Below are 12,396 nucleotides of genomic sequence, written 5' to 3'. Positions count from 1 at the left end.
GCCGACTGCGCGTCGTCTACGATTCCGACGTGGAGGAGCAGGGGAAGCGCAGCGCCCACGCGGGCAAGCGGCTGGCTCCTGCCGTCTCCTCCGTCGACATGGTCGTCACGATCGTGGCGGTCGTCGTGGTGCTCGCCGGGCTGAGCGTCTCGCTGATCTTCCCGCCGGACGCGCCGGACACCCCTGTCGCCCACGAGGGCCGCCGTGAGGGCACGCGGTCCGCGGCCGTGGCCACCGACGCCGCACCGGTCCCGGCCCCGACCGCCACCGAGACGGGCGGTGTGCTCGTCCCGCCGCTCGCGATGGAGGCCGAGCGCAAGTCCGCCCAGCTCGTGTGCCACGCCCAGATCGGCACCACCCGGTTCACCGCTCTGTCCTACAACATCAAGTCGGCCCGCGCCGGCAGCCTCGAGCGCCTGCTCGGCGTCATGCAGCAGTCGAAGGCGACCGTCATCCTGCTCCAGGAGGTCGACTACAAGCGGCGCAGCACCGGCAGTGTCGACCAGGCCGGCTGGTTCGCCGAGAGGCTGGGCGGCTGGGGCTCCGCGTTCGGCCGCAACGTGACCTTCGGCGACGGCCTCTACGGCACCGCGGTCGTCTCGAAGTACCCGATCGTCTCCTCCGAGAACACCCCGCTGCCCAACAGTGGCAAGGCCCAGCCGCGGGGCCTGCTGCACGTCGTCATCAACGTCGAGGGGGTCGAGGTCAGCATCTACAGCACCCACCTCGACAACACCTCCGCCGGCATCCGCACCGCCCAGGCCAGCCGGATCTCGAGCATGCTGGCGGCCGACCCGCGACCCAAGATCCTGGGCGGCGACATGAACACCTGGCCCAACTCGGGGCCGGAGCGGATCCTCAGCTCGCGGCTCAGCGACAGCTTCGTGGTCGCGGGCAGCGGTGGTGGCGCCACGCACCCGGCCGGCCACCCGCGGACCCGGATCGACTACCTGCTGTACGGCGGTCCCGACCTCACCGCGACCAGCTCGGTCGTGATGCCGGCCGGCGGCTCCGACCACCTGCCGGTGCGTGCCGACTTCACCCTCGGCGGGATCAAGACCGAGAAGTGCAACGGCGACGCGAAGGCCCGCCCCCGCGACGGCAGCACGTCCGGCGCCGCCGACTGAGCCGAGCTGAGCAAGCCGTGTGCGCCGGGTTTCGGCCTGCCCTGGCGGGTATAGTGCCCGCGTCAAAGGGTCGAGAGCCGCCTGCCTTCCCCGAGGAGGAGCGCCCGTTCGGAACCCGGTCAGTTCTCGGGTGAAGTGGGTAGGAGTCAGGTCGTGGCGAATGTGTGGGGGACCTCGTCGGCAGCAGCGCGGACCCGGGCGGTGGCGACGCTCACGGCGCTGCTCCTCGCCGCGGGCCTGCTGGTCGCCGGACAGGCCGGTCTGAGCCCGGCCGACGCCGCTCCGGCGGCGGCCACGGTCGCGGCGAAGAAGAAGCCGAACCCGGCGTACGTCGTCAAGCCCGGCATCACCTTCAACCACCCGTTCAAGGCCAAGAAGCGCGGCGCGATCCAGCGCAAGATCATCAAGACGCTCAAGAACGTCGAGGCCGGCCAGACGGTCCGCGTGATGACCTGGAACTTCGACTCCCCGCTGCTGGCCCGCAAGATGATCACGGCGCACAACCGCGGTGTCTCGGTACAGATCATCATGGCCCGCGGACTCGCCAGGTCCCAGGGCCCGAACCGCTCCTACGGGGTGCTGACCCGGGCCCTCAAGAAGGGCAACGCCGACCGCCCCAAGGAGCTGCGCAGCTGGATCCGCACCTGCTCGGCGACCTGCCGCGGCAAGGGCGGCGCGATGCACAACAAGATGATGCTGGTCAGCAGGTCGGGTGCCACCAACTGGATCGTGATGCAGGGCTCCGGCAACTTCACCGGCGCCGCCGCCGTGCAGCAGTTCAACGACTGGACCACGGTCACCGAGAACCAGGCGCTCTATGACGGCTGGATGACGATGTGGAACCAGTCCAAGAAGGACAAGAAGTTCCCGGCCCTGCAGTTCACCGTCCCCAGCACCACCATCCCGGGCGCCAGCATCACCACGATGTTCGCTCCCCACCGCGACCAGGTCGACCCGCCGCTGCGGGTGCTCAACAAGGTGCAGTGCAATGGCGCGGGCAACACCGCGAGCGGCCGCACCAAGGTCCGTGTGGCCAACGCCGTGTGGGGCGATGAGCGCGGTGCCCGGATCGCCCGCAAGGTCCGCGAGTTGCACGCCCAGGGCTGCGACGTCCGGGTGGTCTTCATGATGATGTCGGGCAAGATCCGCAGCATCCTCGCCCCGGTCCCGGCGAAGCAGATGGTCTACATCACCGGCGCGACGGCCAACAAGTTCAAGGACCGCTACGTCCACCTCAAGGGCCTGTCGGTCCAGGGCAACCTCGACGGCAACCCCAACGGGAGCGCGACGCTCTCCAGCAGCGAGAACTGGACCCAGCTCGGCTGGTTCTCCGACGAGCACGACCTGATCTTCTGGGACGACGCTCCGATGGCCGCGAAGTACTCCAACTGGGTCGACATGATCTTCAACACCGCTCCGCGGACCCTGGCCAACTACGTCAACTCCGCCGACCCGGACCCGGTCGTGCGGATCAAGCCGGGCACGGAGTACCTCAGCCCGAAGGACTACCCGTTCCACGAGCTCGAGGCCGAGCTGAACTGACGAGAGCGGATCCGGGGCCCGGGTCGCTGCCGAGAGGCGGTGGCCCGGGCTTCGGGCGCGAGGAACTGAAGACACCGAGAGGGCACACATGGCTCAGCGGGTGGTGCTGCACGTCGGCACCATGAAGTCGGGAACCAGCTTCCTGCAGAACGTGCTCGGGGAGAACAAGGCGGCGCTGGCCGAGCGTGGCGTGCTGTTCCCCGGGCGGCGCTGGCGTCGCCAGGTGCGCGCGGTCAAGGAGGTGATCGCCCATGGCGGTCCCGGCCAGCCGCCGATGCCGCCCGAGGGCATGTGGCAGGAGATGGTCGAGGAGATCCGCGCCTGGCCCGGCACGGCCGTGGTCTCGATGGAGTACCTCGCGCCGCGCGACGAGCGGCAGATCCAGCGCATCCGCAAGAGCTTCCCCGAGAGCCGGGTTGAGGCGGTGGTGACCTGCCGCGACCTGGCCCGCAACGTGCCGGCCATGTGGCTCGAGTCGGTGCAGAACGGTGGGGTCACCGCGTGGCCCGAGTACGTCGCCGCGCTCGGCGTCCGCAAGGACCTGACCGGGTCCGCGATGCGGTTCTGGCGCCACCAGGACGTGCCCGCGATCGCGACGCGCTGGGCCAAGGGCCTCGACAAGGGCGCGCTGAGCCTGGTCACGGTGCCGCCGGCGGGTGCGCCCGGCGACCTGCTGTGGCGCCGGTTCGCCGAGGTCGTCGGCATCGACGCGGAGGGCATCGCGCTCGACGTCCGCAGCAACCCGAGCATCGACCTGCCCAGCGCGCTGCTGCTGCTCGAGCTGAACCGCCGGTTCCGCCCGAGCGGCAAGGGCGAGCTGCCGCCCTTCTACGACCGGCTGGTCAAGCACCAGCTCGCCAAGCGCGGGCTGTCGCTGCGCGAGGGCGGCGGCCAGCGCCTGGGGTACGACGACCCGTGGGTGCGCGCCCAGGGCGAGGAGCAGGTCGCGCGGCTGCGCAAGGGCAGGCACCGGGTCGTCGGCGACCTCGAGGAGCTGCGCCCGGCGGCGGTGCCCGGGATCCAGCCGACCGACGTACCGGTCGAGGAGGTGCTGGCGGCCGCTGTCGAAGCTCTCCAGGTCGCCCTCACCAAATGGAGCACCGCCGGACGCGGGCAGGGGGAGCGGGCATGAGGTGGCGTCGCGGCGAGCCGGATGCGGCGCCGGGACCCGGCCCCGCCGCCCCCGACCGGCCCTCGGGCGACGGCCTGCCCCGGGTCGCGGTCATCACCATGAGCCGCGACAGCGGACCGGTGCTGCGCCGCTGGGTCGAGCACTACCAGCGTCAGCTCGGCGCCGATGACGTCTTCGTCGTCGACGACCACAGCGCCGACGGCTCGACCGACGACCTGCCCTGCACGGTGCTGCGGCTGCCGTACCTCGACAAGTACTCCTTCGAGCCGTCCCGGATGGGCATCCTCAGCGGCCTGGCGAAGTCCCTCCTCTTCGCCTACGACGCCGTGCTGCTCGCCGACGCCGACGAGTTCGTCGTCGCCGACCCGGCGAAGCACGCCTCGCTGCGGCACTTCGCCGCCGCCCGCCGCGGCGCCGATGTCGCGGGCGTCCTCGGCTACAACGTCATCCACCGCGTCGGCGTCGAGCCGGAGCTCGACTTCGACGCGCCCTCGCTGCTGCGCCAGCGCGCGTTCGCCCGGTTCACGCCGCTCATGTGCAAGCCGGCCCTCAAGTGGGTCGACGCCGACTGGGCGCACGCCTCCCACGGCATCCGGCACCCGTTCGCGCCGGACCCGGAGCTGTTCATGTTCCACCTCAAGTTCGCCGACCTCGGTCAGCTCGAGCTGCTCGCCGAGCACCGCCACCAGGCGGCGGTCGTCGAGGGACGCGCGGTGAAGTCGAGCTGGAGCCGCCCGACCGACGAGATCGTCGAGGCGCTGCGCACCGCGGCCGCCCAGGTCGAGCAGGCCGTGGCCGCCGACGAGCTCGGGAGGTTCCGGCCGGGCCCGAAGAGGCTCGCGGGGATCGTGCACAACGAGGGCGACCTGTGGCGGGCCACAGGCGCGGGCCAGCACCTCGCGCTGGTGAGGCCGCCGTACGTCCGGATCCCCGACGAGCTCCGCGACCTGGTGTGAGAACGTGTTGGCCAACACGTTCTGAGGGCGAGTTGACATGGAGGATGCGGGGATGACCGATCTGGCCGTCATGTCCGCCGACGCTGCGGGTCTGGTGCTCGCCGGCGTGCAGGAGGACCGGGCCCTCGACGTGCTCTTCGACGAGCGCCGGATCTGGTCGTTCTGGTCGGTGCGCGACACTGAGGAGGCGCACTCGGGCGTGGCCGGCGAGCGCCGGATCGCGTGGCCGGCGCGGATGGTGCGCTTCCTCGACGGGCCGAGCAGGCTGAGCGTGCGCGACCACGTCGCCGGCACCGTGGTCCACGACGAGGAGATCGTGTTCGGCACCGGCCAGGAGCGGGTCGCCTTCGTCAACAAGCAGGGACTGCCGGTCGCGCTGGACAAGTCAGGCCGGTTCCATCCCGAGTTCTCGGTGCGCAGCGGAGACCAGCTCGAGCCGCTGCTCGAGGCCATGCACCTGGTCATCTCGATCCTCGAGGAGGAGGGGATCGCGGCGTTCCCGGCGTACGGCACGCTGCTGGGCGCCGTACGCGAGCAGGACTTCCTCGGCCACGACTCCGACGCCGACCTCGGCTACGTCTCGCGGCACACCTCGCCCGTCGACGTCGCGCGCGAGTCGTTCCGCCTCCAGCGGGCGCTCGCCGCGCGCGGCATGGCGACCTTCCGCTACAGCGGCGGTGCCTTCCGCATCGACGTCGAGGAGAGCGACGGCTCGGTGCGCGGCCTGGACCTGTTCGGCGGCTTCTTCGCCGGCGACGGCAGGCTCTACCTGATGGGCGAGGTGGGCGTGGAGTTCCGCGAGGAGTGGATCCACCCGCTCTCCACGGTGACTCTGGCCGGCCACGAGTTCCCGGCGCCGGCCGTGCCCGAGCGGCTGCTCGAGGCCATGTACGGGCCGCATTGGAAGGTGCCCGACCCGGCGTTCAAGTTCGAGACCTCCGCCGAGGTCAAGCAGCGCCTCGACAGCTGGTTCCGAGGCCTCTCGCCGTACCGGCGCGAGTGGCAGACCAACCGCGAGCACCGCAAGGGCGACGTCGACGCGCCCGCCTCCGAGCTCGCCCTGCGGGTGGCGGCCGAGACGGCGCCCGGCACGCATGTCCTCGACGTCGGCGCCGGGCGGGGGAGCGACGCGCTGCACCTGGCCCGCGCCGGCTTCCGCACCACCGCCTACGACTATGTCCCGCTGACCCTGCGCAAGGCCGGTCGGGTCGCCGGGCGCGAGGGTGTGGCCCTCGACGTACGGATGATCAGCCTGACCCAGCTGCGCTCCGTGCTGGGCGAGGGTGCCCGGATGGCCCGCGAGCAAGGGCCGCGGGCGATGCTGGCCCGACATGTCCTCGACGCGACCACTGACCGGGGCCGGGAGGGGTTGTTGCGCTTCGCCGCGATGACCCTGCGCGGCGGCGGCCGGCTGCACGCCGAGTTCGCCACGGGGCAGGGCGAGGCGGGGGAGGGTTTGTATCCTGTCTCCCCCGACGCGATCCTCGCGGCGATCGGGCGGTTCGGGGGATCGGTCGTGGCCACGGACCTCCGGCCCGGCGCTCCGGGCCGAGCCGGGCGGGCCGTCGTCGTCGCGGAGTGGTGAGAGGAGCGGTGAAAGTCGATGCGTGAAGAAGAGAAGATGACCGAGAGTCGCTGGAACCTGTTCGCCACCGTCCGCGCCCAGCGGCTGCGGATCGAGACGCTCGAGGCCGAGGTCGCCGAGCTGCAGCGTCACTACGTGCGGATGGCGGAGCTGGTCGACGTCGTCCAGGAGCTGCTGATCCCCGTCGCGCAGCGTGACGAGGCCGGGATCGCCGCGGCGATCGAGGCGTTCGACAAGAGCCTCTGAGGCCGGGGGTCGGCTCGCATGGCACGTCGCGTCTTCGTCCACATCGGGCTGCCCAAGACCGCCACGACCTACCTGCAGACCATCGTCTGGGGCGGGCGGGAGCGGCTGCTGGACGACGGAGTGCTGCTGCCGGGGCTGGGGCGCTTCGACCACCTGTGGACCAGCCGGATCGTGCGCGAGGACCCGCGACTGCCCAAGGCGTCCGAGGAGCACCGCACCGCCTGGGAGCGGCTGCGGGCCGAGATCGCGAGCCACGACGGCGACGCGCTGATCACCCACGAGTTCTTCGCGGCCGCCGGCGCCGAGCAGGCCCGGCGGATGGCCGAGCAGCTCGCCCCGGCCGAGGTCCACGTCGTGATCACCGCACGCGACCTGCTCGGCCTGTTCACCGCGAGCTGGCAGGAGAGCCTGAAGAACCGCGGCACCGCCGCGATGGCCGACTACTCCCGTGAGGTCTCCGAGGACCCGCGCGACGTGTGGAACTGGCGCACCCTGGACCTGCACCTGGTGCTCCAGCGCTGGTCGGAGGCCGTCGCCCACGAGCGGATCCACGTGCTGCCGCTCGACACCACCGCGCCGCGCGAGGAGATCTGGCACCGCTTCGCCGGGCTGCTCGGCCTGCGTGCCGACGCCTACGACCTGAGCCAGTCCTTCCCGAACGAGTCGATGGGCGTCGTCGAGGCGGAGGTGCTGCGCCGGGTCAACGAGAGCCTGGTCGCCCGCAAGTCGCTCGGCGCCGCCCGCGACCGCGGCATGTTCATCCGCACCTTCCTCGCCGACGAGCGGCTGGTCCCGAGGCGGGGCGAGAAGTTCTGGCCCCAGCCGGACCGGATCGCCGAGTGCCGCGAGCGCAACGACGCGGCGCTGGCCTACCTGCGCGAGCATCCCGTCGACGTGGTCGGGGACCTGTCCCGGCTCGAGATCCCGGCCGAGCTGCCCGAGCGTCGTACGCCGGACACGGTCACCGACGCCGAGGTCGCCGCGGCCGCCACCGACCTGGTCGCGACCATGCTGGCCGATGTGCGTGAGCTCCGGCTCGACACGAACCCCGAGCCCACCGCCGGCAGGCGCGGGCTGCTCGGCGCGCTGCGCCGCCGCTGAGCGCGTGCGACCCCTCAGGTCGCACCCCCGCCCGCCGACGGGCGCAGAAGATCACGGGCATTCTCCATTGTCGGGGACCCGTGCATTTCCGGAATGAATGACATGTCTGTGATTCATCGAATTACATTGTTGTAGTTATTCGAGCTGTATTGCATGGTGAAGTTGTTACTGATGTGATTCCTGAGGAAATTGTTCGCTCGGTGCATTCGGCACCGTGAATCGGGAGGTCCCATGCGCACGCTGAGCTCGCTTCGATGGCTTCGTGCCCTACCGGCGACGGTCATGGCGCTCGCGGTCCTCGCGACCCTCCTCGTGCTCGCGGCGGCGGGCGCCGGCGGTGACCGGGCGGACCTGGAGAGCACGGCCGCGGCGGCCGATCCGGGAGCCGCGGGCGGTGTGCGCCTGGTCCAGGCGAACATCAAGTCCGGCATGTCGCTGGAGCGCACGGCCGCCGACCTCGGCCAGGTCTTCGCCCAGCTGCCGGACTTCATCACGTTCAACGAGGTGCCGAGCCGACCCGACGCGATGCTCGCGCCCCCGGGCTACGCCATCCAGCGCACGCCCGGCACCTACACCGGCGCCACCGCGGTGGTCTGGGACACCTCCCGCTGGACCAAGATCGCGGCCGGCACCTACAACATCAGCGAGGTCTGGGGGAAGTCGAAGAAGCAGAAGGTCCACTGGGGCGTGCGCTATGCCAACTGGGCCACGCTGCGCAACGCCGAGGGACGCACCGTCTCGGTGGTGGCGGTCCACTTCGCGCCGGTCACCACGTACACCCCGGGGATCACCCTGCCGTCCTACCAGCGGCTGGCGGGGCTCGCCCAGACCCTCTCCGCGCACGGCCCGGTGCTCATGGCCGGCGACGTCAACGTCAACTTCCGCAGCGGCGCCTACCCGCGCAACGAGATCGCGGCCATGGGCCTGGTCAACGTCTTCGACCTGTACGGCGTCGCGCCGGCCACCCACGACAGCGGCGCGGTGATCGACCACGCCTACCTGTACCAGGGCGACCCGCTGCTGCCGGTGACCAACCTCGCCACCATCGGCCTCAACTCCGACCACAACCTGCTGATGGTCGACCTGGGCAACGTCGGTCCGCGCGCCGGCGCCTTCGCCCCGGGCTGGATGTCCAACAAGGACGACCACAAGGCGACCATGCGCCTGGTCCGCAGCGCCATCAACCAGGCGCCGCCGGGCTCGGCCCTGCACCTCGCGACCAAGAAGCTCGGCGGCAAGAGCATCTACCGGGCGATCGTCAACGCCCGGGCCCGCGGCGTCGAGGTGCAGATCATCACCGGCCACCGCAAGGCCACCGCCTTGGACCGCAAGCTCGCCAAGCTGCTCGGCACCAAGAAGAAGCACAAGTCGTGGGCCAAGCGGAAGTCGAGCTGGAGCCACTACGGCATGCCCAAGGCGCTCGTCCTCGCCAGTACGTCGGGCGGCACCCGCGCGGTGCGCATCGACTTCAACCGGGCCTGGATCACCAAGCAGCAGAAGCGGGCCGGCTCGGCCGCGCAGATCCGCTCGGACCAGTTCGGCTACGACGAGATGTTCATCCGGTTCTTCGCGGCGGTGGGGCGCACGATCTGAGCCAGGCGGTGAGGCCGGCGTCGGGCCGGTGGCCGGCCGTGGAGAGCGGGATTCCGCGGCCCCGGTGACATGTCTCACGTCGCCGGTCTCGCCCCGCGTTGTGGGGGTCCGGGCATGGCTACCCGCAGGTACAGTGCGGTCCGGCACCACCAGCGACGTGCCATTGTCGAAGGGGAGAGTGATGACCCGGCTTTGCCAGACCGAAGGCCTCAGCGAGGACCAGTCCGAGATCTTGAAGGCTGTGCGGGTCTTCGTGGACGAGCAGATCATCCCGGTCGCCCAGGAGCTCGAGCACTCCGACACGTACCCGCAGGAGATCGTCGACGGTCTCAAGGAGCTGGGTGTCTTCGGCCTGACCATCCCCGAGGAGTTCGGTGGTCTGGGCGAGTCCCTGCTGACCTACGCCCTGGTGGTCGAGGAGATCGCCCGGGGCTGGATGAGCGTGTCGGGTGTCATCAACACCCACTTCATCGTGGCCTACCTGCTGATGCAGCACGGCACCGAGGAGCAGAAGCAGAAGTACCTGCCGCGGATGGCGACCGGTGAGGTCCGTGGCGCGTTCTCGATGTCCGAGCCCGGCCTCGGGTCCGACGTCTCGGCGGTGTCGACCAAGGCCACCAAGCAGGCCGACGGCTCCTACTCCATCACCGGTCAGAAGATGTGGCTGACCAACGGCGCGTCCTCGACGCTGGTCGCGCTGCTCGTCAAGACCGACGAGGGCGCCGAGAGCGTCTACAAGAACATGACCACCTTCCTGGTCGAGAAGCAGGCCGGGTTCGGGGAGACCGCCCAGGGCGTCACCGTGCCGGGCAAGATCGACAAGATGGGCTACAAGGGCGTCGAGACGACCGAGCTCATCCTCGAGGGCCACCAGATCGCCGCCGACCAGATCCTGGGTGGCGAGCCGGGCAAGGGCTTCTTCCAGATGATGGACGGCGTCGAGGTCGGCCGGGTCAACGTCGCGGCCCGCGCGTGCGGCCTGGCGTGGCGCGGCTTCGAGCTCGGTGTGGCCTACGCCCAGCAGCGCAAGACCTTCGGCAAGGTCATCGCCGAGCACCAGGCGGTGCTGTTCCGGATCGCGGAGATGGCGACCAAGGTCGAGACCGCGCACAACATGATGGTCCGTGCGGCCCGGTTGAAGGACACCGGCCGGCGGATGGACGTCGAGGCCGGCATGGCCAAGATGGTCGCCTCCGAGTACGCCAACGAGGTCGTCGAGGACTCCTTCCGGATCCACGGCGGCTACGGCTACTCCAAGGAGTACGAGATCGAGCGCCTCATGCGCGAGGTCAAGTTCATGCTCATCGGCGAGGGCACCTCCGACATCCAGAAGATGATCATCGGCCGGTCGCTCCTGAAGGACTACAAGCTCAAGTGAGCGGCGACAAGACCAACCCGGGCAACTTCTTCGAGGACTTCGAGGTCGGCCAGGTCATCCGGCACGCGACGCCGCGCACGGTGACCGAGGGCGACCGCGCCGTCTACGGCTCGATCTACCCGACCCGGTTCGCGGTGCCGTCGTCGGCGGTGTTCGCGGCCTCGGTCGGGCTGAACCCGCACCCGGTCGAGGACCTGATCGCGTTCCACATCGCGTTCGGCAAGACCGTCCCGGACGTCTCGCTCAACGCGGTCGCCAACCTGGGGTACGCCGAGTGCCGCTTCCACCGCCCGGTGCTGCCCGGCGACACGCTCAGCACCACCTCCGAGGTGATCGGCCTCAAGCAGAACTCCAACGGCAAGAGCGGCGTGGTCTACGTCCGCTCGACGGCGGTCAACCAGCGCGAGGAGGTCGCGCTGGAGTGGGCGCGCTGGGTGATGGTCCACAAGCGGGACACAAGTGATGCAGCCGCGCCCGCGCCGGAGACCGTCGTACCCGAGCTCGCGTCGGTGGTGGCGCCGGGTGACCTGGTGCTGCCCGAGGGGCTCGACTTCACCGAGTACGACTTCGCCGCGGCCGGCGAGCCGCACCGCTTCGACGACTACGTCGTGGGGGAGCGGATCGACCACGTCGACGGCGTCACGCTGACCGAGTCGGAGCACCAGCAGGCCACCCGGCTGTGGCAGAACACCGCCAAGGTGCACTTCAACGTCGAGGCCCGTCCCGACGGCCGCAACCTGGTCTACGGCGGCCACATCATCTCGCTGGCCCGTGCCCTGTCGTTCAACGGGCTGGCCAACGCCCAGCTCGTCGCGGCCATCAACGCGGGCGCCCACACCGCTCCCGCTTTCGCCGGCGACACGGTCTACGCCTGGTCCGAGGTGCTCGACAAGGCCGAGACCTCGGCGCCGGGGGTGGGTGCGCTGCGGCTGCGGCTGGTGGCCACGAAGGGCCGTGACGAGTCGATGACGCTGCGTGGCGAGGACGGCACGTACGCCCCCGGCGTGCTGCTCGACCTCGACTACTGGGCGCTCATCCCGCGCTGACCTGGACGTCCCAGGACGTCCGCCCGGAGCCGACGCCGGCTGCGCGCCGTGACACGCACGTGTTGGCGGCGTTGGCGTCGCTCGATGGGCGGACAAGCACGACTTCGCTCCGCCGCCTTGCCACCACGCACGTCTCGCGACGCTCGCTACGACGTCGGCTCCGGGCGGACGTCCTTGATCGTGTAGGTCACCTCGTCGTCGACGCCCTGCGCGATCCGGTCGATCATGACCGAGCTCGGGTGGTCCTGGCCGTCGGGCCAGTCCACCTTCGCCTTGGCGATCCCCGGAGCGTTGGCCTGCTCGATGATGTCGTTGATGCTCAGCCGGGCGAACTCGGGGGCCGGGGTGCCGGCCTTGGGGCCGTCGAGGGAGGTCGCCGCGGTGACCTCGCCGTCCTCCACCACGACCTCGACGGTGCCGAGCTGGGGGCAGAAGCAGAGCACCTCGAGGTGGTAGGTGTAGTCCTGCGCGGCGTACGACGGGTGCGCCGCGCCCGGGGTGGCGCCCGAGCCGGGCACCGTCTCGGTAGCAGTGGCCGTGCTGCTCGGCTCGGCCGTGGTCCGGTCGGCGGCGCGCTGTGACTCGTGGGAGCACGCGGAGAGCGCGAGCAGGAGCGGGACGGTCACGGCGGCGACGGTGGATGGGCGCATGGTGCTCATGATGCCTGGGACGTCCCGGGTGGCCGAACGG

The 12,396-nt window shown here is 70.6% G+C and carries 11 protein-coding genes; 10 read left to right on the top strand and 1 reads right to left on the bottom strand.

Translation table 11 applies throughout. The features are described from left to right. The first annotated feature begins 29 nt into the window (after positions 1 to 29). The 10 genes from ACUP6Y_RS16165 (at position 30) to ACUP6Y_RS16120 (ending at position 11,706) form a co-directional block, all read left to right on the top strand. The gene (locus ACUP6Y_RS16165; protein WP_462551791.1) at positions 30 to 1,127 is read left to right on the top strand and encodes an endonuclease/exonuclease/phosphatase family protein; all 1,098 of its coding nucleotides are present in this window, start codon (positions 30 to 32) and stop codon (positions 1,125 to 1,127) included. Positions 1,128 to 1,280: 153 nt separating this feature from the next. Further along, positions 1,281 to 2,669 carry a phospholipase D-like domain-containing protein gene (locus ACUP6Y_RS16160; RefSeq protein ID WP_462551789.1) on the top strand — a complete coding sequence of 463 codons (1,389 nt, stop codon included), beginning with the start codon at positions 1,281 to 1,283 and terminating at the stop codon, positions 2,667 to 2,669. An 88-nt stretch (positions 2,670 to 2,757) separates the two neighbouring features. Further along, positions 2,758 to 3,801 carry a hypothetical protein gene (locus ACUP6Y_RS16155; protein ID WP_462551787.1) on the top strand — a complete coding sequence of 348 codons (1,044 nt, stop codon included), beginning with the start codon at positions 2,758 to 2,760 and terminating at the stop codon, positions 3,799 to 3,801. Beyond that, the gene (locus ACUP6Y_RS16150) at positions 3,798 to 4,757 is read left to right on the top strand and encodes a glycosyltransferase family 2 protein (RefSeq protein WP_462551785.1); all 960 of its coding nucleotides are present in this window, start codon (positions 3,798 to 3,800) and stop codon (positions 4,755 to 4,757) included. The genes ACUP6Y_RS16155 and ACUP6Y_RS16150 overlap by 4 nt, the downstream gene beginning before the upstream one ends. Positions 4,758 to 4,809: 52 nt before the next feature. Next, entirely contained in the window at positions 4,810 to 6,342 is a 1,533-nt protein-coding gene (locus ACUP6Y_RS16145) for a methyltransferase domain-containing protein (protein ID WP_462551783.1), read from the top strand. Between the two features lie 36 nt (positions 6,343 to 6,378). Next, positions 6,379 to 6,588 (top strand): DUF6752 domain-containing protein, encoded by a 210-nt coding sequence (locus tag ACUP6Y_RS16140; RefSeq protein ID WP_462551782.1) that lies wholly within the window; start codon positions 6,379 to 6,381, stop codon positions 6,586 to 6,588. An 18-nt stretch (positions 6,589 to 6,606) separates the two neighbouring features. Beyond that, on the top strand, positions 6,607 to 7,689 hold the full coding sequence (locus ACUP6Y_RS16135; protein WP_462551781.1) for a hypothetical protein: 1,083 nt from the start codon (positions 6,607 to 6,609) through the stop codon (positions 7,687 to 7,689). A gap of 282 nt (positions 7,690 to 7,971) precedes the next feature. Further along, positions 7,972 to 9,282 carry a hypothetical protein gene (locus ACUP6Y_RS16130; protein WP_462551780.1) on the top strand — a complete coding sequence of 437 codons (1,311 nt, stop codon included), beginning with the start codon at positions 7,972 to 7,974 and terminating at the stop codon, positions 9,280 to 9,282. A 181-nt stretch (positions 9,283 to 9,463) separates the two neighbouring features. Beyond that, complete coding sequence (locus ACUP6Y_RS16125; RefSeq protein ID WP_462551779.1) at positions 9,464 to 10,660, top strand: acyl-CoA dehydrogenase family protein; 1,197 nt, start codon at positions 9,464 to 9,466, stop codon at positions 10,658 to 10,660. Beyond that, complete coding sequence (locus ACUP6Y_RS16120; protein WP_462551778.1) at positions 10,657 to 11,706, top strand: MaoC family dehydratase; 1,050 nt, start codon at positions 10,657 to 10,659, stop codon at positions 11,704 to 11,706. Before ACUP6Y_RS16125 ends, ACUP6Y_RS16120 begins: the two co-directional genes overlap by 4 nt. Positions 11,707 to 11,852: 146 nt before the next feature. Here ACUP6Y_RS16120 and ACUP6Y_RS16115 read toward each other — a convergent pair whose 3' ends face one another. Then, a complete protein-coding gene (locus ACUP6Y_RS16115) occupies positions 11,853 to 12,356 on the bottom strand; it encodes a DUF6174 domain-containing protein (protein ID WP_462551777.1) in 504 nt (167 codons plus the stop codon). Positions 12,357 to 12,396 lie beyond the last annotated feature (40 nt).

Source organism: Nocardioides sp. S5-5, from assembly GCF_054954065.1.
The sequence above is the reverse complement of the archived record's forward strand: the minus strand, read 5'-3'. Positions and strand labels throughout refer to the sequence as shown.